Origin of the sequence: Enterococcus sp. DIV1368d, assembly GCF_050542975.1 — a bacterium.
Classification (GTDB): Bacteria; Bacillota; Bacilli; order Lactobacillales; family Enterococcaceae; genus Enterococcus_D; species Enterococcus_D casseliflavus.
Genome location: NZ_CP172939.1, coordinates 1,848,802 through 1,875,361, shown reverse-complemented (window position 1 = coordinate 1,875,361; position 26,560 = coordinate 1,848,802). Strand labels below are relative to the sequence as shown.

Sequence of the window (26,560 nt, the reverse complement as noted above, 5' to 3'; positions counted from 1 at the left end):
AAAAAAGAAAGAAGGAACTAGAAATGCAAAAGATTCGTTTAGCTACGGTCGCTGTATTATCCACCACTTTACTAGCCGGAGGCGTTCAAGCCTTTGCCCAATCTTCATTAGAAACGACTACCGATAACGTTATAGGATTTACCTCAGACGGAAGCGATCTAACAGAGGTACAGCCTCCAGTCGTAAACCCAGAAGTAGAAACAATCGAACCAACACCGCCAGGGCAAACGGGTCCGTTTACCATTGCTTATGCACCAAAAACTTTTGATTTTGGTCAGAATGCTATCTCTACCAGTGATCGTTGGTATTCAATGGTTGCAGATGAGCGTAATTTGGCTGATCAATCAGGTACGACACCGTATGTATCATTTGCCCAAGTGCAAGATACCCGAGGAACGCATGCTGGTTGGACATTAAATGTTAGTCTAACTGATTTTACTTCTGAATCAGGGGATGTTTTGACTGGGGCAAAAATCAAGTTGGCAAACCCTGAGATCGTGTTCAACAAAGGCGAAGGTGATCGAGACTTACAGCCAAGTGCCGTTATCAATAGTGAAGAACAAAATGCGTTGATCCTAGATGTCAACGATCAAGACATTCCTGTCATGCGTGCTTCGGTCGGTCAAGGCGCGGGCGCTTCATCGATTTACTGGGGAGATCAAGAAAAATTGACGGAACAAAATCTTAATAAACAAGAAGACGAAATTATCAGAAATGATGATATTCAACTATTTGTACCAGGCTCTACCACGCAGCTAGCAACCAACTATACTGCGGAAATGACATGGACGCTAACTGCTTCTGTTGATAGTGGCGGCGAAACAGTAAATCCGTAAGAAGGATCATAGCTTGCAACAAGAAACAACTGGCAGGAATAGTAAATTATTCCTGCCTTTTTTGGAAGGAGAACCACTTTTGACTGAACAACGTATAAGAATGAAATGGATAAAAACGGTTACCTGTGCGGTCATCCTGCTATCATTCTTTTTTTCGCCAAGATTGAGCTATGCTCAGACAGAATCAGAATTAAACTTCTATGTGACGCCTATCTTACCAGAAAGTCAGCTGGAAGGAGGGGCGTTGGGGTATTTCGATTTAAATCTTGGGGCAAGAGAACGTGATGAATTGGCTTTAGAGATCGAAAATGGTTCTGATCAAGCGATCGAAATAGAAATTTCTGCCCATACGGCATTTACGAATGTGAATGGTGTTGTGGAATATGGCCGGGATGCAGAATCCCCTGATCCGACTTTACCTGCATCAATTGATGAACTGGTAGAGGTGCCGGAAACCATATCGTTAGATCCATTAGAAAAACGAATCATTTCTTTACCGATTGCGATGCCAGAAGAGGAATTCAAAGGGGTTTTGGCAGGTGGCATTCGAATCAATGAAGTTATTTCTAAAGAGGAGCAAACACAATCTGCTGAAGAAGGATTAGGCATACGGAATGCATTTTCCTATGTCATTGGTGTGGTAGTAAGCAACAATCGGTCCGCAATGGATCCGGGATTGGAACTGCTTGATGTTTTTGCCGATCAAGTAAATTACCGAAACGTATTTAGTGCTGTTATCCAAAATTATACATCGACATTTGTCAATCAATTGGAAGTAACAGCTGAAATTCGATCTGTTGGCAGTGAGACGATCTTATATGAAGCAAGTCAAGCAGCGATGCAAATGGCTCCTAATTCACATATGCATTTCCCAATTCCCTTGAATGGCGATCGTTTTCGTAATGGGGAGTATGTATTAAATCTTACTGCACGGTCAGGAGAGGAAGAGTGGTCTTGGGAACAGACATTTAGCGTGGAGGCAGAAGATGCTCGCCGCTTAAATGAACTCGATGTCAATGTAGATACGTCGCTCAATTGGTGGATGATCGCCACGGCTGGTCTAATCAGCTTGTTTTTATTGCTTGTGATCATCCTAATTGTTCATAAGAAAAAAAAGGCAAAGGAAGGTGGGAATAGTTGAAATGAAGAATACCCCACACAAGGTAATAATTGCGATCATTATTGGATTACTAAGTGTGCAAACTTTTTTTCCAAGTCTGAGTAGTTTACTATTGCCAGAAATCCACGCCATCGATCACACGATTGAACCATTGGACGAAACGCAGAACATGTCCTTGCTTGATAAAGCAACACAACCGATCCAAACAAAAGAATTTGACATCCATAATCCTTTTTTTCAGTTTCCAGTTAGTGTGATTGAAGGTATCGTGGATCAACCGATCGATGTTTTCGTCGTATCAAGCCAACCGTTAGATGAGATTACGCTAGTTGTAGCGAAAGAAGCATTGATCGTGGAAGAAGAATTTGCTGCAGAAGTGAAGAGTAAAAAGCTGTCTGAAGAAGAACAGGAATGGAAGCTTACCTTTGATGAAGAGCTAATGGAGTTCGAGATTCCTATCGTCTTTAATAAAATAGGCGATTATCAACTGATTATAGGTGAAGCGGAACTAACGATCGAAGTACAGGCAGAAGATGACGGGGAAGAGGACTCGGATGATGATGCAGATAATGAAACGATCGAGACAGAAGTCTCACCATCAGAGACGCCGCAGGAAGGGGAACGAACCACGCAACCTTCCAATGACGCGAACCTAAACGAGAATCAGCAAGACACAGAAGCTGATCAAGCAGAAGCGATTGCCCAATTGACAGAACCGGTCACACCGTTAAACGAAATCAGTCACCGAGATGTTTCCAATTGGCAAGAATTTATGGCGGCAATCGTGAACAAAGATGTAAATTATATCAATATCGTAAACGACTTTGAATCTTCGGATAATCCTACTCAAGGAGTTTCTGGAGTGGCTGTGGGAAGTGCAACTTCCAACCCAACAAATGGATTAGCCTATATTTGGACCAATGCTTCTGGAATTTCAAGAACGCTTGTGATCGAAGGCAATGGGTATCAAATCGACTTTAGAGCTGTTGCTGTCGGATTTTATGATAGTACCGTCAATAGTGCAACGCCGTGGGACATTACGTATCAAAATATCGATGTCGTTCATGGCAACTGGTATGGGTTTATGAACTTTACGAATATGAGTATTCCTCAGCAAAATCTATCCAGAATGCGTTACCACAATTTAACCAACGCGGGCAATCAGTTGATCCACTCGTTAGCGACACCTGTTATTATGTCTGGCGAAGTAATATCGCATCAAACTCCGACATATACTTCCAGATCTGGACGTGTGCAAACGATCAATGCAACCAACCAAGCGAATATGGAAGTAACACAATTGGAAATTCTTGATAACGCAACAGTTGACATGTCGACAATAAATTCCGGCAATATCTATTTATATTATGCAACGGGGCGTATGACTATTGGCAATGATGCAAAGATGTCCCTGCGTGCAGCTGGAACAGCCGGTGAGGCTTTTGGAGCAAATATTTATATTGCGAATGGACGGATCAATATCGGTAATCGATCAGAGCTGCATTTGAATGCCCGAGCCAACTCCCCCGCAATCAGTATGTATGCAAGCGGCGCCCACTTTGAAATGTCTGAGGATAGCAAAGTGGTAATCAAAGCTGACGGACGTACCACAAGCCTCAATGGATGGTCCTATAACATTATCTACATGGGTGCTGGAAGCACGATGCTTATTGGAAATAAAAGCAGTGTCGAAATTGATGCAGTGAATCAAGGGACCACCACATCCGGAGTGATCCATGTAGCCGGTGCCGCCACATTTATTGTTGCTAAAGAAGGAATCTTGGATATTAAGTCAGACGGAACCAATCCCTCTCATTCCTTGATGACATTTTTGAGCTCGGCCTCAACCTTCACTTTTGCGGATGCACAACGCATCAATTTAGAGAAAACAAGGGCGGTTACCGGAAATGCAGCAAATAGTAGCCTTATTTCGATTTCCGGCAGCGGCGGGCTATTAGATGTGGATATTCAAGCAGCGAAGCAATGGCGGCATGGAAACTTGACGGAGGAACCAGACTTCAGTTGGAGTCCAATCTTCAATTTAAAAGTGAATTTTTCCTCTACCTTGTCATCGATTTCGAATGTTTCTTCCATCTCACAAGAGATCGTTGATCATTTTCGCGCGAATTTTACCACAAGAGCACAACGTATCCTATTTGAATATATTCCAGATGTCGAAGTTCATTTAGAACCATTAACGGAAGACCCGGCACTAGATGGATCAAGAATCATTAGAGGAAAAGCCACACCTTATAGTGTGATTCGTTTTGACGGAGATCCAGTTATTCCCGCACCGCAACTGCAATCACCTTCTTTTGATGATAACAGCTTGTTTCATCTTCAAGCAGATGCCAATGGTGATTTCAGCTTGACCTTAGCCGAGGGGGATCGGTTTACAAAACATAATACGGTGACGGCTTACGCTTTCTTAAATGGAAAATTCGATACAGATGAAACAGTTGTTCAAGAGATTGCCACAATGAATCCACGAGATCCGATCGCGCCAGATATTGAAGTGAACCCAGAAAATAAACCGGATATACCAGACCATTTAGGGTTTATCAGTGTCGATTTCATCTCCCAGTATAGCTTTGGAGATGTATCAATAAGTGCAGATACCAAACAGTACAAGGCATTGCCGCAACGTCTTAGCAGTGCAGATGGCTCAGTAACTGAGGAACGGCCAAATTACGTGCAGATTTCTGACCGGCGCGCTCAATTTACCGGTTGGGAACTTAACGCGACATTATCCGCTGCAGGATTTCGTAATGATCGAGGAGAAGAACTTCGGGGTGCACGAATTATTTTAGAAAATGCAGTTATGCTGACGAATGCTGCCAATTCAGCAATTCCTCCCACTTATAGTGAATCAATGATCCTTGATCCTGGGGTACCCGCTTTGATCGCTGAAGCAGATGCAAATGAAGGAAGCGGTACCTGGATTCAGCGCTACGGGGATATGGGGACGATGGGGGATAGTGTCAAACTTGAAGTTCCCATTGGATCAAATCCGCGTAACATGACCTACCAAGCAACGATTGAATGGGAGTTAAGTTTTGTCCCATCTACCGAATGATCAATGCTCAATCTTATCAAATGGAAGCTGTTGACACCTATGACAGCTTCCATTCTTGATAGGAAGATAGTGAGTAAATCGCTTGAAAAGCAGTGGGTTTTACCGTTTTTTTGCGGTAGATCACGCTTACTTCATAATAACCGCGAAGATATAGAGTTCACCTAAACTCGTGCAAAAACTATTCAAGCAGCTTTGAATCAGTTCGTCAGGTTTTGTTCAAAACCAATGATGCCAGCTGAAACAAGAGAAAGGAAACTGTATGAAGAGTAAAAAAAAGAAGTCATATCTGACATTATTCAGTGCTGGGATTTTAGCAAGCCAACTTTTTGTTTCTCCCGTATTGCTGGCGAAAGAAAGCCCTCAGCCTGATAACTATTCAGAAAATACAAATGTCGAACAGGAACTTGATGATCAAGATTCATCGGCAGCAGAAGACCAAGAGAGTCAAGAAGACGTCAGCAAAGAGCAAACGGAGGGCTCGACCGAGCTATCCACCGAATCAAATGAGACGCTTATGGATTCAGAAACAGCAGATACCGTTGTAGAAACTCCCGATTCGTCTGAAGAAGTAGACTCAACGCAAACGACCGAGTCAGCGGAAACGACCGAAATAGAGGAATCAGAGTCCACGGAACCTTCCGAGGAAGAGGAAAAAATAGATGCTGAAACGGACGATCTAGAAGTAGAAACAGAGAACAAGCCAAAAGAGACCGACTTGATTGATGAGTCATTGGCACCAAAAGAAAATGAAATTTCAACTGATAGCAACGAAAATACTGAAAATGCAAAAAAAGAGGAGCCGAAAACACCTCCGATTATTGCACCTGAGCAAGTAATAAACCCTGTCGTTCAAACACCAGATGCTACTTCTGACTTGAAAAATTCTTTTTATGATGGACGTACTATTGATTTACCAGAGAGTTTTCGGGCAGCAAAGATCGCAGATTCGAATCTGTTAGATTTCACCTTGCCGATATTAGCTGATTATGATGCGCAATGGCAAGCGGCATTCGTCTACGAGATCATCGGACAAATTGGTGAACTAGAAGAACCATTGACGATGGACGAATGGATCAATGAACGGATCAAAGCGGTTATAAATGGGGAAGCTAGCTGGATAGAAAAAGAACAGCAGGTTGAACAATTACAGCCGGGGGATCTTTTATATGACGCAAATAAGTTAATCGGTATCTACCTCGCAGATGGTTACCAAGCAAGTTTAGTGACAAATCAAGAAGAGCCAATGAAAACTGCCATCGAAGTTCAGCGGGTTTCTATCGAAGAGCCGCTATCGATCAGACGGCTATCAAATCCTGAATTGGCTACATATGGCGAAAAGCTAGTTGCTGAATATCCAGCCCCTTACGAATTTACAGTGAATCAAAAGACCCAGATGTTTATTGAAACATTGGCACAAGAAGCCCAAAGCTTAGGGCAAGAATACGATGTCTTTGCTTCTGTTTTGATCGCGCAAGCGATCCTTGAAAGCGGCAGTGGCGACAGCGGGCTTTCCAGCAGTCCCCATTATAACCTTTTTGGCATCAAAGGCAGTTATCAAGGAAACAGCGTGACTTTACCAACAATGGAAGATAAAGGCAACGGGGAACTTTTCCAAATTCAAGCCGCCTTTCGTTCCTATTCAAGTTATCGAGATTCCATGGCAGATTATGTCAAATTGATTCGCGGAGGAATCACTGGAAATCCAACCTTTTATCAAGACGTGTGGTGCTCTGAATCAAAAAACTATCTTCGGGCAGCAGATGCTTTGACGGGCACTTATGCGACTGATGTTAATTATAGTAAAAAAATCAATTCACTGATTGCGGTCTATGGATTGACGCAATATGACCAAGTGATCGCAACAGAAACAGGCTTGTTTATCCAAGGAAAAGAACAAATTCCAGAAGAGTATCGCTCCCTTATGACATTCCCAGAATACAACGGTCGTGACTACAATCTTTCTGGTTCGTATCCTGTTGGACAATGTACTTGGTATGTGTTCAATCGCGTGAGTCAATTAGGCGGTCAAGTAGATGACTACATGGGAAATGGTGGTCAATGGGGCAATACCGGACGACGTTTAGGTTACAACGTCAGTCAAACGCCTAAAGCAGGCAGTATGATCTCTTTTGCACCTGGAACAGCTGGATCTGATCCTCGTTATGGTCATGTCGCTTTTGTTGAAGCCGTTGGTCCAAATGGTATTTTGGTTTCAGAAGGAAATGTCTATGGTGGAACCACAATCTCTTATCGCGTGATCAGCAATGAATTGGCGCACTCATCAAGTGTTTCATATATTATGCCAAAATAAGGATGGAGGGCTGGCAATATGAGTAAAAGGCATAGACAAATAGGTCTTCCTATCAGCGGTATCTTTTTGATGGTCCTATTGCTTATTGTGTTTCTTCAGCCGTATCGACTGGCGTTAGTCAGAGGAACGTCCATGCTGCCGACGATCGAGGATCGACAAGTTGTGCTGATTCATAAAAAGCGCCAGCCAAATCGCTATCAGCTGATCGCTTTCGAACAGGAAGGAAAATTTTTGATCAAGAGAGTGATTGGTGTGCCGGGGGATTCCTTCGTTCGTACACAGGAGCGTTTGTTGATTGGGGCGGAGGATACTGACTTTGATTTTTCATTTATGATCACTGTGAAGGATGAAGCCGTTGAGGCGTTGCCGATTCGGGGGTACCTCAAAGAAGATGAGTACTTTGTCGTTGGCGATGCACTGCTCACTTCAAGTGATAGTAGAGAATTTGGAATCATTTCAAGTAAAACCTTTTATGGTGTGGTGACCACGTTCTTCTGACACATCAGCTTTTTGAAAGGAAGTTTGCGATGATTCATTTCTTGCAACATATCAACAAGACTAAGTTTGTATCAAAATAGATGAATAAAACGAATTTTAGTTTTGATGGAAGGAAGAGACTGTGATTTTTATCTATATTGGGATGATACTGCTTGCCATTGGAGCAGGTAGTATCATCGGTTGGCGATTGTATCGAGAATATTTATTAAGAAAAGTTGAAAAGCAGCTGTCGTCAGATGCTTTAGCCAAAAGGAAACTGCGTTTATTTAAGCACAACCTGCGCAGTGGGCACCTGCTAATTGTATTGGGCTGCAGTAGTGCCATAATCGTAAGTGTCTTGCTACTAACAGTTTTTCAGCTGACAGGCGGCATTCATTTGCAAAAGCTGCAAGAAGAAACCAGTCAATTGAAAGAGGAAGTCTTCGCGCTAAGAACTGAACAAACGGAATGGATGCGTATGCCGATTTTTGCATATCCTGAGAACGGCTTTTCTTTTGAAGCGATTGATTGGGAGCATTTACTCGTCTCCAATGATCGTGAAGCACAGTTCGCAGCTGAATATGAGTTGGCCTATCAGTTATCACCATATCTAGGTCGCACTGTAGCGATGATTTTTGTTGATCAGCCTTTGCAAGAAATCTCGATTGTTCTATCTAGCAAATTACCATCAATTGATGACTTAAACGGATGGGAAGAGAATTTTTCTTATCTACTCCATGATATGCAGAACGTTCCCCTGATCACCCAAGGAACCTTCTCTGTCCAATTTTCCAAGGATTCTGATCAGTCCTTTGAGCAGACGATCATTCGTGACGAGAATGGGGTCTGGACCCTTTTAGAACGCAGATTCCCAAACACTGATGCTCAAGAAGTAGCCAACAACGAGAGGAGCGAGAGCATATCGTCTACTCCTCAAACGGATCAAAGTGAAACGATCAATACAAATGAACAAAAAGGCAGTGTGAAAAATTAATGATGAAAAAGAAAAACAAAGGTTTGTTTTCTGTCCAAAAGCTAATGGATGAAGTAAATCAATTATCCATAGAAGAGTTGAATGAATTTGAGGAGACAAATCAAGAAGAGGGAATCATTGAGGATCAAGGGTCCGCAAAGGCTACGCCTGAAAAAAAAGAGAAAGGAACCAATCGACAAGCGGACAATGAACTACCTAAAACTCAGAAAGAAACAGCGAAACCTGTCGCACAGACTTTAGCAAAACCGATTTCTCAGCAAAGAGTATCTGTTGATCAACAGACAGATCAAAGTGTCAAAAAGATAGCAGTGCAGCAAAAATCCTCTGGGAACCGTGATAACCACGCCAAGGATAGTCAACTCGTTGAAGATAAAGGAGAACGTATGGAGAAAGAATTGAGTATAAACCAGACACATCAGCAAGAGTCAGAAGAACAAGAAAAGGATCATATGATTGAAAATTTATCTTTTGAAATTAAAGAATTGATTTTAGAAAACGAGCAACTACAGGAAGAAAAAAAACAGTTAAAAAAACAGCAGAAGGTAGTGGCTCAACAAGAAGCAGAGGCAAAAGAATTAAAAGCTTCGCTAGTAGAAGCGAATAAGAAAGTCAAAGACCTAGAAGAACAGCTTAGAAAAGTAGATACAGAAAAACTTGAAGCAAAGATCCAGCAATTAGAAGCTAAGTTAGCTGTTCAGCAAGAAAAAGAGCAAAAAGAGAAACAAAATTACGAAAAGGAACGCGCTGAATGGACGTTGAAGCGGCAAGAAATCCAGCAGTTGCAAGAAGTAATTGCTGATTTGAAACAGCAATTGGCAGAAAAAGAAGAGCTTGCAGCAAAAGTTTCAGCTAGCGAATCAAATGAAGAAGTCGCAGAGCTTCAGGCGAAGATCGAAGCACTACGGGAAGAAAATGCAACCCTACAAATCGAAAACGAGCAGTTCCAAACAGAAATCAGTGAGGTTTTAGTCTTTGCTAGAAGAAAAGCAAATCGCACGATTCAAGAAGCGAAGATCGAATCTGAACGAATGATCCGTACGACAGAAATGCGGATCGATGGGATTCATGATCGTGCCAAAGAGATTCTTTTTGAAGTGAACGAGACGAAAGAAAATGTGATTCATTTATTTGACGATCTGCATAATCAAGTTTATCAGCTTTCCGATAAAAAATTGCTGTTTGAAGAGCTTGAAAAGTAAGCTTCTACATTTATATGGCAGGAATTAAAAAAAACAGTAGATCAGATTTTGATCTACTGTTTTTTTGCGATTCTCCATTATTCGACACTACCATCGTTTGGTTCCGGCGGGTCCGGTGGTGAGGAAGGATTATCCTCACTGCTGGAAGGTGTTGTTGAACCGGGATCCTGACTAGAAGCAGGAGGCGTAACGACCGATGATGAATCATCCTCATCAGGTGTTGTCACTGGTGGTGTTACTTCGCTTGATGATTCTGTTGTACTTGATGGTGTTGATTCGCTACTTTCTGTAGAAGGTGTCGTTGGTTCAACGTAGGAACTGCTGCTGGAAGAACTTGGTGCTGAATAGCTTGGTTGGGTGTACGTCCCTTCAAGATAAAGCTCTCTTCCGATCCGTGTCAATCCGTCAGGCATTGTCCAGTCCGTGTTTTCTACAGAAGCAGAAACATAGCGCATCAATTCACGATAGACATCTGAAGCCACATGGGTACTACTATCAGTGATCGGTGTCATTTTGTCGTTGTAGCCTGTCCAAACCGCCAATGAGTAGGAGGGAGTATAGCCGGCAAAGGTAATATCAGGGTAGGCACCATTCGATGTATCCAGTTGTGCTAACTGGTCATCGGTGTAGTTGGACGTTCCCGTTTTCCCTGCTTGGTACAAACCATCGATTTGCGCGTTGGTTCCAGTTCCGACTGAAATAACATCTTTCAAGATATCGGTCACCATGTAAGCTGTCGTATCATCCATTGCTTCTTGACCAGAAACTTTAAAGGATTCTTCGTCTTCTGTACCATCTTGCATGACGATTTTATTGACGTACTGTGGTTCATAATAGGTGCCACCATTTGAAAACGCAGCATAAGCAGCGGCCATTTTCAGACTGGAGATCCCATACTTTGTGCCATCCAATTTATCTGTATTGCTGGAAATCGCATTGGATTGGGTGATCGTATCATATTCGATTCCTAAACCACTGAGAAAGTCTGCGATATTGTCCGCGCCGACTTCATCAAACAGCTTCACTGCCGGCACATTTCTAGACTCTGCTAGAGCGGTCCGCAAGGTGATATTGCCCATATATTGGCGATCCCAGTTGTAAACAGGAATATTCGTCCCTTTATACGTGTAAGGTTCATCTAAAATCATTCTACCCGTGGAATCTTGTAGAAATTGAAAGGCAGGGCCATAGTCTGTGATTGGTTTGACGGTCGAACCAAAGTCTCGTGCGACATTGACAGCCAGGTTATTTGCTAGAACATCATCAACATTACGGGCACCGATCTGAGCGGTCACCTTGCCTGTGTTGACATCAACTAAGGTAGCGGCAACTTGCATCTTGTCATCTGGGTAATCAACGTAGTCGTCACTGTTGACGATGTCATATAATCGTTTTTGTGCATCGATATCGACATTAGTATAAATATCTAAGCCGTCAGTATACACATCTTTCCCAGTTTTTTCTTTGACTTCAGCGATCACTTCGTTAAAGTAGTTGTCAAAGTATTTCCACTCTTGGTTTTCACGGGGATTGTCTTGCAAGCCTTCTTGAATATCCTCGGCAACGGCCGCATCATATTCCGCTTGCGTGATTTTTTCATTTTCCAGCATCGCACCTAAAACAACATCTCGCCGACTTTTCGCATTATCAGGATGCGCAAATGGGTCAAAAGCTGAAGGGGCATTTGGTAAACCCGCAATCAAAGCGGTTTGCGCAAGGTCTAGTTCAGCTAACGGCTTGCCGTAAAACTTCATTGCGGCCGTTTGCATCCCATATACACCATTGGACATATATACTTTATTGATGTAGTAAGTGAGGATCTCTTGTTTTGATTTCATTTGTTCAAGACGAACCGCCATCCATGCTTCTTGTGCTTTTCGACGCAATGTTTGGTCTTCAGCGCTGGTAGAAAAGAAGGACAGCTTGATCAATTGCTGTGTCAACGTACTTCCGCCTTGCATACCGCCGGTTGTGGCATTGGATAATGCGGAACCGACGATCCGAATCGGATCGACTCCGATATGCTGGTAGAAGCGGCGATCTTCGACAGAGACGATCGCGTCTTCCAGCAGTTGAGGAATCTCACTTGCTGTAATTTTCTCTCTGGTTTCACTACCGAATTCAGTGATCAATTCGCCATTTGACGCATAGAAACGAGAAGAAACCGTTGAATCCAAGCGTGTTTCATCAAGTGCAGGCGCATCTTTGGCATACCACCAGAATAACCCCATCCCGGATAGAATCCCGATACAGCCCAAGAAAAACAGCCCCATAAATACTTTTAAAAGAATACTCCCAATGCTTCGTTTGCCTTTTGCCTTAGGAGGCTTTGGTGCTTTTTTAGCTGTACCTTTTTTAGAATCATGCCGAGAGGTCCTCGATTGTGATCCATTTGCCATACTAATCATTCTCCTTCATCGTTAAAAATTGATCAACTGCTTTTAAATAGGGAATACGTGGCGCAATTGAAGGGATAATTTCAATCCCATTCGTTTCAATATAGGCCAGTGTCATTGATTTTTTTCCCGTTTCTTTTTGCAGGTGCCATTGAGAAACTAAGCACTTGCTATCGAGAAAAAAGCAGCGTTGTAGACTAGAAAACCATAAAAGAACAAAACATAAACCCGCTTGTTCCAAACAGTCTTCCATATGCTTGATTTGGTGTGGATGAAAATTTTTAAAGGGAAATGACGTTTTGTTTTGAGTCTCTTTCGCTTCAAAGTCGATATATTGCCCTTGATAAACCCCATTGTAATCAGTGGTGGATGCCTCGCGGAAATAGGCTTCTTTGATTACGGCGGCGCTTCTTCTTGGATAATCTACCTTCACGATTTGAATTGGTGTCGGTTTCTTATGAATGACAGCAAGTTTACGATTCAAATAATAAAGGTTGCTTTCATTGATCGCTTCTTCAAAACGCATCCCACGATTGGCATACGTTTTTGGCTTTATTAGTTTCTCTTGCATTTTTTGTTTTTTGCCGTCATCATAGGTAGTAGATTGTCCATTCGGGTAACGAATAACCATGTTGTTCACACTCCTAGGCAACATTATACCAAAAAGTCGTTTGGAAAGAAAAGAGATGACCAGAGAAACAATGAAAACCTTATACTTTACTGGCTATCGTAATTATGAATTAGGTGTCTTTCAAGCAAAAGATCCCAAGATTGCAGTTATTAAGAAAGTAATAATGTCGACTTTGACCAATTATGTCGAAGAAGGGTTAGAATGGCTCTTGATCAGCGGGAATCTTGGAGCGGAGCTGTGGTGTGCCGAAGCCGTTGAACAATTAAAACAAACATACCCAGAACTGAAACTAGGAATTATTTTTCCTTTTGAAGGGTTTGGTGAAAATTGGAACGAAACAAATCAGCAGGCACTGCAAACAGCGAAGTCATTTGCCGATTATGTCAATGCCACCAGCCATAAGCCTTACCAAGACCCCAGTCAATTAAGAAATCACACGGCATTTTTACTGGAGCATACCGAAGGCGCACTTGTGTTATATGATGACGAATTTCCAGGAAAACCTAATTATTTCTTAAGAGATGCCAAAGCTTATAGTGAGCAAAATCCCTACTTTATTCATCAAATAACAATGGATGACCTACAAAACGCAACATTTGATAGTAATTTACTTTGATTTTCGTATATTTTTTGATAGAATGGTCTAGAAAGTGAAAACCATTTGGAATAAACAATGAGGTGTAAATAATGGCAAATTTAATTTATAGTCCAAAAGATATTCTGCAACAAGAATTCAAAACAAAAATGCGCGGGTATGATCCAGTTGAAGTGGACGAGTTTTTAGATAATATCATTAAAGACTACGAAAGCTACAATAAAGAGATCTTAGCCCTGCAAGAAGAAAATGACCGTCTGACAGCGAAAATCGATCAATTGTCGAAAAACCAAGCGATCGCATCTCGTGTTCAACAAGAAGCGCCGAAAAGCCAAACCGTTACAAACTTTGATATTTTGAAACGTTTGTCGAATCTTGAAAAAGAAGTGTTTGGCAAAAAGCTTGATCGTGAATCAGAACCTGTCACTCGTTCTTCTTCCTACAACAGCAACTATACAAATGCTGATTTTGAAGATGACAACGAAAAAACCCGTCAATTCTAATCTAATGTAGAAAAGATAGTTGTGGTTTTCGGGTAATTGCGGCATAACTCGATTATGCTGAGGAAAGTCCATGCTCGCACAAGCTGAGATGCTTGTAGTGTTCGTGCCTAGCGAAACCATAAGCTAGGGTACTTGAGAAAGTAACGGCAGGAAAAATGGCTAAGGTGTAAGCTATGCCAAAGTATCCTTGAAAGTGCCACAGTGACGAAGCAAGGCGGGAAACCGTCTTGGTGGAACGCGGTAAACCCCTCGAGCGAGCAACCCAAACAATGGTAGGGGCACTTTTTGCACGGAAATGAACGGAGCAAGAAGGCAAGTAATTGCAGATAGATAATTACCCAGTGTTTTCTTCTCCCTGAGGAAAATACGGACAAAACATGGCTTATAGAAAATCACAACCTATCAGGGAATCCTTCCAGCAACGGAAGGTTTTTTTATACCAAGAAGGAGAGCGTTATGACTGAAAAAACATTTAATTGTATTGCCACCGCTGCGAGCGGTTTAGAAGCACTAGTGGGCAAAGAATTACGGGATTTAGGGATCGAGTGTGAGGTTGAAAACGGCCGAGCGCGCTTTAAAGGGACGATGGAGACCATTGCTACCGCGAACTTGTGGCTCCGTACAGCGGACCGTATCAAAATTGTCGTCGGGGAATTTGACGTATTGACTTTCGATCAGCTGTTTGAAGAAGTTAAAGCGTTACCGTGGGAAGACTTTTTACCTTTAGACGCTGAATTTCCAGTAGCTGGAAAATCAATCAAATCAAAATTGTATAGCGTACCTGATTGTCAAGCGATCACCAAAAAAGCAATCGTCAATCGCTTAAGAGAAGTATACCATCGTCCAGCAAGTGTGCCGCTGACTGAAACTGGCGCTTTTTTCCAATTAGAAGTCGCTTTATTGAAAGACCATGCGATGATCACATTGGATACGACTGGCCCTAGTTTGTTTAAACGTGGCTATCGTTTAGAAAAAGGAGGCGCGCCGCTGAAAGAAAACATGGCTGCGGCTTTAGTGATGCTGACAAATTGGTACAAAGACAAGCCGTTTGTCGATCCCGTTTGTGGATCAGGCACATTGTGCATTGAAGCAGCGTTGATCGGCCATAATATCGCCCCTGGCTTTAATCGGGAATTTGTTTGCGAAACGTGGGATTGGTTCCCAGCAGAAGTATTTGAAAAAGTACGGAAAGAAGCAGATGAAGCAGCAGATTATGATGTCGAATTAGATATTACCGGTTCGGATATCAATGGTCGAATGATTGAGATCGCCCGCAGAAATGCGGAAGAAATCGGTCTAGGAGACTCGATCACCTTCAAACAACAAGCCGTTAAAGACTTTAAAACAGAAAAAGAGTATGGTGTCGTTGTGGCTAACCCTCCTTATGGCGAACGCTTAGGAGAAGAAGCGTCCGTTCAGCGACTGTATCAGGAAATGGGCCAAGTGTTTCGACCGCTTAAAACCTGGAGCAAGTACTTTTTGACCAGTGACTTGACTTTTGAGACCCATTACGGCGAAAAAGCGACAAAAAAACGCAAATTATACAACGGTGCCATTCGTACCGATCTCTTCCAATACTGGGGACAACGTCCGCCACGCAAAAAGGAGTCTGCTGAATGAAAGAACAAGAATTTCTGAAAGAATTAAAAGAAATCGATCTATTACAACAAGCAATGGGGATCTTAGGTTGGGATAATCAAACAGGGATGCCAGAAAAAGCCAGTGATTACCGTGCGGAAGTTGACAGCTATTTATATGGTCTATACTTTGATAAAAAAGTGGGGGAACCAATCCAAGAAGCAATCAGCTATTTCGGGAAACACCCAGATGAATTATCAGAAGTAGGGAAAGCGGCGTATCAATTAGTCAAAGAAGAATATGAATTGCAAAAAGATGTGCCCAATGAGTTGGCGATGGCGGCTTCCTCAGCTACGTCAAAAGCACATACTGCTTGGCTCAAAGCCCGTAAAGAAAAAGATTTTTCTTTATTTAAAGATGCTCTTTCTGAAAACATTCGCTTAACGAAAGAATTGATTCCTTATTGGAAGAAAAATGAGCTGACGAACTATGACGTCTTATTAAATCAATACGAACCGAATATGACGGTTGAGATCTTGGATAACGTATTCTCACAAGTGAGAGATGGTATCATGGATATTCGTCGTCAATTGGCTGAAAAAGGAACAGCGCCAGACACTTCGATCCTTTCACGTAAGATGACCGAAGCGCAACAACGTAAATTTATCTCAAAAGTGATCGCCGACTTAGGCTATGACTTTTCTCGCGGCCGTTTGGATAATACGGTCCACCCATTCGCTACGGGGATCAACCACAATGATGTACGGTTGACCACACGCTGGAGCGAAACTGACTTTTCGATGGGACTGTTCGGTGTGATTCATGAAGCTGGTCACGGGATGTACGAGCAAAACATCGATGAGAAATACGAAGGCACGCCTGTTCATGAAGGGGCGTCCATGGGAATCCACGAATCCCAATCGCTGTTTAATGAAATCATTATCGGCAGCAACCGCAATTTCTGGGCAAAGCAATACCCATTTTTCCAAGAATGTGCGGAAGGCACGTTTGATGATGTGTCTTTTGACACTTTCTATGACTCCTTAAAGCATTCAAAAGCTAGCTTGATCCGTATTGAAGCTGATAGTCTGACATATGTCATTCATATTATTATTCGTTACGAGATCGAAAAAATGATCTTTAACGAAACCGTATCGATCGATGAACTGCCAAAAATCTGGAATGACAAATACGAGGAATATTTAGGGATTCGTCCAGAAAATGACTTGGAAGGGATCTTACAAGACGTTCATTGGTCAGGTTCAAGCTTCGGGTATTTCCCATCCTATGCTCTAGGATATATGTATGCAGCGCAATTACTCCATGCCATGGAAAAAGAAATCAATGTCGATGAAGTGTTGGCTTCGGATGATTATTCACCGATTCGTAAATGGTTGACTGAAAATATCCATCAATATGGCGCATCCAAGAAACCAAATGAATTGATTTTAGATGCAACGGATGAATTATTGAATCCTCAATATCTATTAGACTATTTACGCAAGATCTATTTTAGCGTCTATAAAATCAGCGAGACGCAAGATTTCGCTTAAAAGTAACGAGTGGAAAGAAGCTTCGCAAGACGTTGCCGCCCCAATTATTTCATGGGGTGCTCGTCTTGTTGAACTTCTTTTCCTTTTGTATCAAACACCATCGAAAAAAGAAGGCTAGCTGCTTTCATATCGAAAGAAGGAAAAAAATGAAGGAAGAATACAATGTTGCCGATCTTAGCAAAGTAATTGCTTATGCCGAAAGTATTCTGGGGAATGATTACACAGGACATGGGTTTGATCATGTCAAACGAGTGGCTGGGTTAAGTCAAGCCATCATTGATGCCGACGAATTGGCAGTTGATTGCTTTGTCGTACAGGCGGCAGCCTATCTCCATGATACGGTGGATGACAAAGTTGTGGCGGATGTCACAGCGGCGTCTAATGAAGTGCGAGCTTGTTTGACCACAGCGGGAGCCAGTGAAGCACAAACGAAAGAAATTTTTTCTATTATCGAGAATCTGTCTTTTTCAAAAGAACTTTTGCAAGGCGCGCAAGTTGTCTCAGTAGAAGGCCGCGTCGTTCGTGATGCAGATCGTCTCGATGCTTTAGGTGCGATCGGTATTTTACGGACGAGTTATTTTGGTGGCAGTCATCAACACCCGATCCATGTCAGTGACTTAGCCCCAAAGACGTTTCAAAATCATGAAGATTACCGAAAAGGAACGACGGTGATCAATCATTTTTATGAGAAACTATTTTTGCTTCCTGAAAAGATGACCACGGCGTATGGCAAAAAAGAAGCCCAACGACGTGTGGCTTTCATGAAGGATTTTTTAGAAGAATTCTATGCAGAGTGGGATGTTTAACTTTGTTTAGAGTTTTTTAAACTGAAATTCGATTATTTCCTTTTTCCTCCATTGTTCTTTATAATAATAAGTACAAAGGAGGGATGGAAATGTACTACCAACAGGCATTACAACCGAATGAACTATTGCCAGCGATTTCCAATTCAGGGGAATGCTTTTTTGTCATTCGGGCTGAGCTACCCATCCGGCAATATCAAATCGCAGTCTATCTTTACGACGATCAATTCTTTTTGTTGCAAGATGATCGCTTGTTTGATCAAATCGACCAAATCTCTAGTGAAACATTAGGGGATGAAGAAGAGATTTTACCATTTATCGAAGAAGCGCTGGAAGAAAACCATTATTTATTAGTGGAAAAAGCGTTTATTCGTTTAGATCTATCTACTTTACAAAAGATGACCGATCTTACTAGTTTCGATATCTTGTTTTATGAATTTTTTGACTCATGGGGGGAAGAAGGATGAAACGGACTGAATACGTAACGCTACAAGACCAAACATTGATCGACCTATTCCAGCAGTTAGGAGAGGATGTTTCGAATTTCGAGCTGATCGATGAAGAAAAGAATATCGATGTGGTGGTTGTGTCGAATAGTGATTGGCAATATTTATTGGAGCAAGTCAATGATGATGTGAAAGAGTCTTTTGCTGATACCTCAGAGACAGACCTGGATGAAGAACTAGCCGACGAATAAACCTTTTTTTAGTTGATAAACTGTTTTACTACGAAAGTGGCGGATGGATCTTTAGAAGGGGTCTAGCAATCTAGGCAGCTTACCAAAAAAATACGAAGCGATCTCATTTCCCGTCAAGAGGAGCAAGATCAATTCGTATTTCTAGGTAAGTTGTTTTTATTTTGTCCGCAGACGAACGTTTTTGACTTTTAAATAGCCGCGAATCAAGTTGACAATCAGTAAAAGAATGCCCACAATCAATGGAATCGCTAATAAGTAAGGCGAGTAAAGGTGGGTTTCTTGCACGTGTTCAAGAGATGTTTTCTCCACTTCATTGATGGCTTGTTGAATGACTTGTAAACTAAATCCTGTCAGAAAACCAGCAATGATGAAAAGGACGAAGCCTAAATAGGGAATATCGGAAGACCGGCGAAAAAGAGCAAAAGCTGCATATAAAACCAAAAGGAATGCCGGTACGCCAAAGGCAAAATAGGGATTTAACATGGTTTTTTAACCTCCTTTTCTTTTATGATACTCCAAAATTTACGTTTTGGGAAATAGCGTGTAAGATAAAAAGAAAACGTGAAGGAGTTCTTTATGTCCGCTTATATTACCCCAATAAAGGTTGCCTTGCTGGTTTTTCCTTTCCTAGCATTGGCGATATCAATGATTTTTTTTGTTATCCAATATCGAAAATACGGTCGTTTTATCTTGTCACGCGCACTGGTTCTGTATTCATTTGTCTTCTATTTATTGTGCGCCTATTTCTTAGTTATCCTACCATTGCCCTCGATCGAAGAGGTAGCACAGATGACTGGTCCTAAGATGGAATTGCAGTTAGGGGCATCGTGGCAACATTTTGTCCAACAGACCGTCTTAAACATTCACGATCCGCAAACCTATCTTCCCGCTATGAAGCAGGGGGTCTTCCTTGAGCCACTCTTTAATTTATTGTTGACCTTACCATTTGGGGTCTATTTGCGTTATTACTTCAAATGTTCCTTTTTAAAAACACTCGTTATTACGTTTTGCTTGACGTTGTTTTTTGAATTAACGCAGTTGACGGGACTGTATTTTATTTATCCTCGTCCGTATCGCTTATTCGATGTCAATGATCTCTTTGTCAATACAGTTGGAGGGCTTGTGGGCTGGACGATCGCCCCACTTTTTACGTTCTTATTGCCATCAAGGGAAGAGATGGATGCGGATTCTTACGCCAAAGGCACTCGGGTGACTGTGACACGAAGGGTGTTTGCTTGGTTGATCGACTGGGTAATACTGAAAGTGGTCAGTTTTATTGTGGTGATCGCTGTTCGTTTGCTCACTCAACAGACGGTACGGGACTTTAGTGGGGACTATTGGTACTTTGCTCTTGAAGTGTTGCTGTACTTTGTGTTGTTGGCTTACCTTGCCAAAGGACAAACGATTGGAAAAAAACTCGTACGAATCAAAATCATGCAAGAAGGCCGTGAGCGTGTCAGCTTGGGGGCTTTATTGAAACGCTATGGTTTGTTTTATCTGATTTATGCCAGCATCAGTCGGGTCAATATCTTTTTCGCACCGTTTCTTGAGTCCAACAATCTGCTGCTTTTAGTCGTTAGTTTGTTGATGGTAGTTATTTTTGGGTTGATCCAGTTTGGTTTTTACTTGAATCTCTTGTGGGCAGCAATAAAAAAAGAAAGCCGCTTTTTCTATGAACGCCGCAGTGCAACGTATACTATCAGTACGATCGATCATCAATCGATTACAAAAGAAAGTTAGGAAAACAAGGCAACATATGCTATAATCCAAAGGATGCTAAAAGAAAGAAGGTGTTTGAATGTCTTTTGAGTCATTTAAATTTCAACCATTTATTTATGAAGCACTTGCTGATAAAAAGTTCTCTAAGCCAACAGAAGTGCAAGAAAAACTGATACCTGTTATCCAAAAAGGACGCAGTGTTGTAGGGCAATCACAGACCGGAAGTGGTAAGACCCACACATTTTTACTGCCATTGATGGATAAAATCGATGCCGAAAAAGATGAAGTGCAAGTAGTGATCACTGCACCGAGTCGTGAATTAGCCACGCAAATCTATCACGCCGCAAAACAAATCGGCGGATTTCATGATCCTGAAATTCGAGTGTCAAATTTCGTCGGAGGAACGGATAAGCAACGTCAATTAAGCCGTCTGCAAAATCAACAGCCCCATGTCGTGATTGGGACACCTGGTCGTATCCTGGATATGATCAACGAACAAGCGTTAGGGGTTCACACTGCCAATGTATTTGTCGTGGATGAAGCAGACATGACCTTGGATATGGGCTTTTTAGAAGAAGTCGATCAAATTGCGGGACGTTTGCCTGAGAAACTACAAATGCTGGTTTTCTCCGCAACGATTCCAGAGAAATTGCGCCCATTCTTGAAAAAATACATGGCCAATCCATTGATCGAAGAAATCAAATCGAAAGCAGTCATCTCTGATACGATCGAGAATTGGTTGATTTCTACCAAAGGGAAAAATACCAATAAATTGATCTACCAATTATTGACTACAGGCCATCCCTATCTTGCCATCGTTTTTGCCAACACGAAGAGCCGTGTGGATGAAATTACGGATTACTTAAAGGAACAAGGCTTAAAAGTAGCGAAGATCCACGGCGACATCAGTCCTCGTGAAAGAAAACGGATCATGCGCCAAGTGCAAAATTTGGACTACCAATATGTTGTCGCAACAGATTTAGCTGCGCGAGGAATTGATATTGAAGGGGTTTCTCATGTCATCAATGCTGAGATTCCAGCTGATTTAGACTTCTTTATCCACCGTGTTGGTCGGACCGGTCGAAACCAAATGGATGGGACCGCGATCACGTTATATGATCCAAGCGATGAAGGAGCAATCCAAGCCATCGAAGATTTAGGGGTTGTTTTCCAACCGAAGGAAATCAAAAATGGCGAGATCGTTGCGACTTACGATCGGAATCGTCGGCAAAAGCGGGAAAAATCTCGTGACGAATTAGACCCAACCTTGATTGGCTTAGTCAAGAAAAAGAAGAAAAAAATCAAGCCTGGCTACAAGAAAAAAATTCAATGGGCTGTTGATAAGAAGAACAAAGAAAAACGGAAGATCGAACGTCGTCAAACGACTCGAACCGCCCGCAAAAACAAGAAAAATTCGAATAGTTAATGGTTACCAAAACAGCAGTCATGTAAGGGGTGTTCTCTTACTTGACTGCTGTTTTTAATTGTTTGGTCATTTCTACACACAATACACCATCTTCAGTATAGGGCTCGGATTTTTTTTGATACCCACAGGATTCATAAAACGCACAAGCGTCGATCTCTGCGGATAACACTGATTGGAGGGCACCCTCTTGGACACCACGCATTTCGAGATAATGCAATAATTTGGTGCCGTATCCTTGGTGCCGATAGGCCTTGGCTACGCAAAAGCGATCAGGTTGCAGAGTGTTCGGTGAAGAGAATTGATAGCGAATGGTCGCGATCGGGATGCGTCCATCTAGCCAAAGAAAGTATGGGCAAGATTGGTCTTTTTCATCAAATTCCCATTCTATAGGGATGTGCTGTTCTTCCACAAAAACGGCTTGCCGCAGGGCGAAAACCGCTTGTAGCATCCACGGACTGCGTCCAAAATAAAGCATCAGTCGTTTTCCTCCTTTTTCGTGGTATACTCGTTATATAGTAATTGTAGCAGATGAGAGGAGAAATGACGTGGATTTTTTTGAGGCGTTACAATGGTCAAATTGGAAGACACTGTCCTTTGAAATCAAAGAACAGCTGATCCAGCAAATTTTAATGTATTTTGTCAGTCCTTTAAAGGAGATCACCGATGTCCATTTTAGTCAGTTGACGTATGCAGGGTTGAAATGTGCGACCTTTGAATTAACGATCGATGGCGAAGACTTTGTCTTTATACCAGGGAACTCTGAGGCGATCTTAGGTTGGGATCTCGGTGTGCAAGGATTACCAGCTACTTGCTGGAGTAAAAATTGGCAGTCAGCCCCCAACGAGATCATTCGCCAGCTGGAAACAATCTATGAGTTAGAAACCAGCCAGGATTGGGGGATTTTTGTCAATGAGTCTACGAGCCCTTTGCGCAAAGCTGTGATTGATCCTATGCTAGTCCAAAAAAGTTCTCTGCCTGCTGGCGCAAGGTATATCGGGCAGTTAAATACAATCACTGGGGAGTTTCACGGGTTAGTCGATCAATTCAGTGTTTTCGAAAAAGAGCTAAAGGCACAATTCACAGCACCAGCGTCCTTTGAGGAAAGCTTGCGTTGGGAATTACCCGCTTTTTACCACGAAGAGAATCGCTATTTTGCTGCACTAGAGCCGTTATCGGAAACCTATCAGTTATTTACCCACGAATCCGTCAGTCAAACAGAATTGAAACAGCAGTTAGATAAACAAGGCTTTCAGCTACTATCAGAGGATCAATGGGAATACGTTTGCGGTGCTGCGACTCGGCGACTTTTTCGCTGGGGCAATGAAAAGTCCTGCGACGATAGTGTCTCTTTGTCAACCGCTGAATTGCTTGAACCGAATTTATTTGGCTGCACCTATGGGCTTGCGGATGCGTGGGAGCTGACAGATGGCTTGTCTTTAAAAATGGAGAACTGGCAGATTTGTGGGCATCCTTTATTCGATGCCTTGCCATATGCCAGTTATTACCGTTCACGGAAAATGCTGCAGCCAGATCAAAAGCTTTCTCCGCAAAGCTATCGTTACCGCAAAGCGATTCTGATCAACAAAGAACGGATTTGAGGATTGACTTTTTCGACACATTTCCTTATACTTTGAATGACGAAGGATATGGTCGGTTTGATGATTCATTACAGAAAGTTTTTCATTGCTGAGAGAAAAACATGAATTCAGACGGATTGCTCCCTTTGGTGCTCAACTGTAGCAGAAATGTTGCCGTCCACTCCGCGTTAACGAGTCTAAGAGGTAATGAGTCACATCATTGCAAGCAAGGTGGTACCGCGTATCGACGTCCTTGCTCTGCAATGGTGTTTTTTTTCGTCAAAATGACTCGACAGGCATAAGAGCGCCTTACCAGCAATTTTGTCAGCCCCTGTATCTTAAGCGAACACAGAAGAAAGTAGGAGAATAACGTGAAACAATTATCCAGTGCAGAAGTACGCCAAATGTTTTTGGACTTCTTTCAATCAAAAGGTCATTCAATTGAACCAAGTGCGTCCCTTGTCCCAGTCAACGATCCAACCCTATTATGGATCAATTCAGGAGTGGCAACGCTAAAAAAATATTTTGATGGCAGTGTTGTTCCTGAAAACCCAAGAATTACCAATGCGCAAAAATCGATTCGGACCAACGATATTGAAAATGTTGGGAAAACAGCGAGACACCATACGATGTTTGAAATGCTAGGCAACTTTTCGATCGGCGATTACTTTAAAAATGAAGCGATTCATTGGGCCTGGGAGTTTTTGACATCACCAGAATGGATGGCTTTTGATCCAGAAAAATTATATGTCACGGTTTATCCAAAAGACACAGAAGCAAAACGGATCTGGGCAGAAGAAGTCGGCTTGACACCAGAGCATATCGTTGAGATTGAAGACAACTTTTGGGACATCGGTGCAGGACCATGTGGACCAGATTCAGAGATTTTCTATGACCGTGGTCCTGAGTTTAATGACGTAGCGGAAGATGATCCCGAAAACTATCCTGGTGGCGAAAATGAACGCTATTTGGAAATCTGGAATCTGGTCTTTTCAGAATTCAATCATCAACCAGATGGCTCCTATGAACCACTACCACATAAAAACATTGATACGGGGATGGGGCTGGAACGAATGGTTTCCATCGTTCAAAATGCACCAACCAATTTTGAAACAGACTTGTTTCTGCCGATCATTAATGCAGTGGCAGATTTAAGCGGTCGTGTGAACTACGGCGACAGCAAAACGACAGATATCTCCTTTAAAGTGATTGCAGACCATATCCGCGCGCTTTCTTTTGCGATCGGCGATGGGGCACTTCCTTCAAATGAAGGCCGTGGCTATGTTTTACGTCGTTTATTACGTCGTGCAGTCATGCATGGGAAAAAATTAGGGATCGATGCTGCCTTCTTATACAAATTAGTACCGATCGTTGGCGAGATCATGGAAAGCTACTATCCTGAAGTACTAGAGCAGCAAGAATTTATTGAGAAAGTGATCCGCAACGAGGAAGAACGTTTCCATGAAACCATCAATGAAGGGTTAGATATTTTAAATCAAGTGATCGCCCAAGTAAAAGCAGACGGTCAAGATACGTTAGCTGGTCAAGATATTTTCAAATTGTATGACACTTACGGCTTCCCAGTTGAATTGACAGAAGAAGTGGCGGAAGACGAAGGGTTGAAAGTGGACCACCAAGGGTTTGAACAAGAAATGGATGCACAACGTGCCCGTGCTCGTGCAGCTCGACAAACGGAGCTTTCAATGGGCGTACAATCCGCTTTATTGACAGATATCAAAGTTGACAGCCGTTTCGTTGGCTATGATTCACTTGAAGCAAACAGCGAATTATTAGTGATCATCCAAGACGAAGCGTTACATGATTCTGTTTCGACAGGTGAAGCAAAACTGATTTTTGCCGAAACACCATTTTACGCAGAAATGGGTGGACAAGTTGCGGACACAGGCACGATCGTAGCAGAAGATGGTACGATCGTAGCGGAAGTGACGGATGTCAAAAAAGCACCGAACGGTCAGTTCTTGCATACTGCTACAATCAAAGCGCCACTACAAGAAGGCATGAACTATTTCTTACAAGTGGATCAGCATCGTCGCAATAAGATCATTAAAAATCATACAGCGACTCACTTATTGCATAAAGCCTTAAAAGAAGTATTGGGCAGCCATGCGAACCAAGCAGGTTCATTAGTTGCTCCAGGACATTTGCGCTTTGACTTTAGTCATTTTGGGCAAGTGACCAGCGAAGAGCTGAGCCAAATGGAACAAATCGTAAACCAGAAAATTTGGGAAGCTCTTCCTGTTGTGACGATCGAAACGGATATCGATACCGCAAAAGGCATGGGAGCGATGGCACTCTTTGGTGAAAAATATGGGCATGACGTTCGCGTCGTCAATGTTGCCGATTGGTCGATCGAATTATGTGGGGGAACCCATGTAGCAAATACGGAGGATATCGGTATTTTCAAAATCGTTTCTGAATCAGGGATCGGTGCTGGTGTTCGTCGGATTGAAGCAGTGACTAGTCAAGAAGCTTATACGTTATTGCATGAAGAAGAAGCGCAATTAAAAGCAATTGCAGGGATCGTTAAATCCGCCCAATTAAAAGAAGTCGTTGCCAAAACAGAACAACTGCAAGCGCAGCTGCGTGAATTGCAAAAAGAAAACGAAGCTCTTGCCAGCAAGTTAGCAAACCAGCAAGCAGGGGATGTTTTCAAGGATGTCAAAGAAGTAAATGGTCTGCGTCTGATCACAGCAAAAGTGACTGTAAAGGACATGAACCAATTACGTCAACTAGCTGACCAATGGAAACAAAAAGACCATTCTGATATTTTAGTGTTAGCTACCGCGAATGATGGCAAAGTGAATCTTTTAGCTGCCATGAAGAAAGCAGCCAACGAAAAAGGATTGAAAGCGGGCGATTTGATCAAAGAGATCGCACCTAAAGTTGGCGGCGGCGGTGGCGGCCGTCCTGATATGGCACAAGCCGGCGGGAAGAATCCAGAAGGAATCGCAGCAGCACTTGAGACAGCAGCAGCGTGGTTAGCTGCCAAGTAAGCACACTATGGTTGAATCTATACCCGCGAGTTCCTTTCCTTTAAGAAGATAGGTG

General features: G+C 42.4%; 22 protein-coding genes and 1 other RNA gene. 19 read left to right on the top strand and 4 right to left on the bottom strand.

Features of this window, described 5'->3' with window-relative positions; genetic code table 11:
• Positions 1-23: 23 nt before the first annotated feature.
• The 7 genes from IGJ44_RS08700 (at position 24) to IGJ44_RS08670 (ending at position 10,013) form a co-directional block, all read left to right on the top strand.
• Positions 24-836, top strand: a complete 813-nt coding sequence (locus tag IGJ44_RS08700; RefSeq protein WP_074535768.1) for a WxL domain-containing protein — start codon at positions 24-26, stop codon at positions 834-836.
• Positions 837-849: 13 nt separating this feature from the next.
• Positions 850-1,977 carry a DUF916 and DUF3324 domain-containing protein gene (locus IGJ44_RS08695; RefSeq protein WP_430605635.1) on the top strand — a complete coding sequence of 376 codons (1,128 nt, stop codon included), beginning with the start codon at positions 850-852 and terminating at the stop codon, positions 1,975-1,977.
• Between the two features lies 1 nt (position 1,978).
• Entirely contained in the window at positions 1,979-5,032 is a 3,054-nt protein-coding gene (locus tag IGJ44_RS08690; protein WP_086295427.1) for a WxL domain-containing protein, read from the top strand.
• Positions 5,033-5,291: 259 nt separating this feature from the next.
• Positions 5,292-7,343 carry a glucosaminidase domain-containing protein gene (locus IGJ44_RS08685; RefSeq protein ID WP_430605634.1) on the top strand — a complete coding sequence of 684 codons (2,052 nt, stop codon included), beginning with the start codon at positions 5,292-5,294 and terminating at the stop codon, positions 7,341-7,343.
• A gap of 18 nt (positions 7,344-7,361) precedes the next feature.
• Positions 7,362-7,841 (top strand): signal peptidase I, encoded by a 480-nt coding sequence (gene lepB / locus IGJ44_RS08680; protein ID WP_086295423.1) that lies wholly within the window; start codon positions 7,362-7,364, stop codon positions 7,839-7,841.
• 121 nt (positions 7,842-7,962) lie between these two features.
• Complete coding sequence (locus IGJ44_RS08675) at positions 7,963-8,814, top strand: hypothetical protein (protein ID WP_256925782.1); 852 nt, start codon at positions 7,963-7,965, stop codon at positions 8,812-8,814.
• Positions 8,814-10,013, top strand: a complete 1,200-nt coding sequence (locus IGJ44_RS08670) for a hypothetical protein (protein ID WP_086295421.1) — start codon at positions 8,814-8,816, stop codon at positions 10,011-10,013. Before IGJ44_RS08675 ends, IGJ44_RS08670 begins: the two co-directional genes overlap by 1 nt.
• 77 nt (positions 10,014-10,090) lie before the next feature.
• On the opposite strand, the gene IGJ44_RS08665 is transcribed toward IGJ44_RS08670, so the two are convergent.
• Together IGJ44_RS08665 and recU are read right to left on the bottom strand one after the other, a co-directional pair.
• A complete protein-coding gene (locus IGJ44_RS08665; RefSeq protein ID WP_034857413.1) occupies positions 10,091-12,412 on the bottom strand; it encodes a PBP1A family penicillin-binding protein in 2,322 nt (773 codons plus the stop codon).
• A gap of 1 nt (position 12,413) precedes the next feature.
• Positions 12,414-13,040 carry a Holliday junction resolvase RecU gene (gene recU / locus IGJ44_RS08660; RefSeq protein WP_015509744.1) on the bottom strand — a complete coding sequence of 209 codons (627 nt, stop codon included), beginning with the start codon at positions 13,038-13,040 and terminating at the stop codon, positions 12,414-12,416.
• A gap of 70 nt (positions 13,041-13,110) precedes the next feature.
• Between recU and IGJ44_RS08655 the strand changes: the two genes are divergently transcribed.
• The 8 genes from IGJ44_RS08655 (at position 13,111) to IGJ44_RS08620 (ending at position 18,769) form a co-directional block, all read left to right on the top strand.
• Complete coding sequence (locus IGJ44_RS08655; RefSeq protein WP_005226143.1) at positions 13,111-13,656, top strand: DUF1273 domain-containing protein; 546 nt, start codon at positions 13,111-13,113, stop codon at positions 13,654-13,656.
• A gap of 71 nt (positions 13,657-13,727) precedes the next feature.
• Entirely contained in the window at positions 13,728-14,138 is a 411-nt protein-coding gene (gene gpsB / locus IGJ44_RS08650) for a cell division regulator GpsB (RefSeq protein ID WP_005226142.1), read from the top strand.
• Positions 14,139-14,162: 24 nt separating this feature from the next.
• Positions 14,163-14,528: RNase P RNA component class B (gene rnpB, locus IGJ44_RS08645), an RNA gene on the top strand.
• A gap of 66 nt (positions 14,529-14,594) precedes the next feature.
• Positions 14,595-15,758 (top strand): THUMP domain-containing class I SAM-dependent RNA methyltransferase, encoded by a 1,164-nt coding sequence (locus IGJ44_RS08640; RefSeq protein WP_010748389.1) that lies wholly within the window; start codon positions 14,595-14,597, stop codon positions 15,756-15,758.
• Complete coding sequence (locus IGJ44_RS08635) at positions 15,755-17,269, top strand: carboxypeptidase M32 (RefSeq protein ID WP_074535773.1); 1,515 nt, start codon at positions 15,755-15,757, stop codon at positions 17,267-17,269. The genes IGJ44_RS08640 and IGJ44_RS08635 overlap by 4 nt, the downstream gene beginning before the upstream one ends.
• A gap of 146 nt (positions 17,270-17,415) precedes the next feature.
• Positions 17,416-18,075, top strand: a complete 660-nt coding sequence (locus tag IGJ44_RS08630) for an HD domain-containing protein (protein WP_005226139.1) — start codon at positions 17,416-17,418, stop codon at positions 18,073-18,075.
• 83 nt (positions 18,076-18,158) lie between these two features.
• On the top strand, positions 18,159-18,539 hold the full coding sequence (locus IGJ44_RS08625) for a hypothetical protein (RefSeq protein WP_005226138.1): 381 nt from the start codon (positions 18,159-18,161) through the stop codon (positions 18,537-18,539).
• Entirely contained in the window at positions 18,536-18,769 is a 234-nt protein-coding gene (locus tag IGJ44_RS08620) for a hypothetical protein (protein ID WP_430605633.1), read from the top strand. The genes IGJ44_RS08625 and IGJ44_RS08620 overlap by 4 nt, the downstream gene beginning before the upstream one ends.
• Positions 18,770-18,925: 156 nt before the next feature.
• Here IGJ44_RS08620 and IGJ44_RS08615 read toward each other — a convergent pair whose 3' ends face one another.
• A complete protein-coding gene (locus tag IGJ44_RS08615; protein WP_010748384.1) occupies positions 18,926-19,252 on the bottom strand; it encodes a hypothetical protein in 327 nt (108 codons plus the stop codon).
• Between the two features lie 93 nt (positions 19,253-19,345).
• On the opposite strand from IGJ44_RS08615, the gene IGJ44_RS08610 reads away from it, so the two are divergent.
• Positions 19,346-20,509, top strand: coding sequence for a VanZ family protein (locus IGJ44_RS08610; RefSeq protein WP_430605632.1), 1,164 nt, complete (start codon positions 19,346-19,348; stop codon positions 20,507-20,509).
• A 58-nt stretch (positions 20,510-20,567) separates the two neighbouring features.
• The gene (locus tag IGJ44_RS08605; protein WP_005226134.1) at positions 20,568-21,914 is read left to right on the top strand and encodes a DEAD/DEAH box helicase; all 1,347 of its coding nucleotides are present in this window, start codon (positions 20,568-20,570) and stop codon (positions 21,912-21,914) included.
• 37 nt (positions 21,915-21,951) lie between these two features.
• On the opposite strand, the gene IGJ44_RS08600 is transcribed toward IGJ44_RS08605, so the two are convergent.
• Positions 21,952-22,389, bottom strand: a complete 438-nt coding sequence (locus tag IGJ44_RS08600; RefSeq protein WP_074535776.1) for a GNAT family N-acetyltransferase — start codon at positions 22,387-22,389, stop codon at positions 21,952-21,954.
• 70 nt (positions 22,390-22,459) lie between these two features.
• Between IGJ44_RS08600 and IGJ44_RS08595 the strand changes: the two genes are divergently transcribed.
• On the top strand, positions 22,460-23,512 hold the full coding sequence (locus tag IGJ44_RS08595; protein WP_167827273.1) for a DUF7278 family profilin-like fold-containing protein: 1,053 nt from the start codon (positions 22,460-22,462) through the stop codon (positions 23,510-23,512).
• A 350-nt stretch (positions 23,513-23,862) separates the two neighbouring features.
• Complete coding sequence (gene alaS / locus IGJ44_RS08590) at positions 23,863-26,505, top strand: alanine--tRNA ligase (protein ID WP_074535779.1); 2,643 nt, start codon at positions 23,863-23,865, stop codon at positions 26,503-26,505.
• Positions 26,506-26,560: the final 55 nt, after the last annotated feature.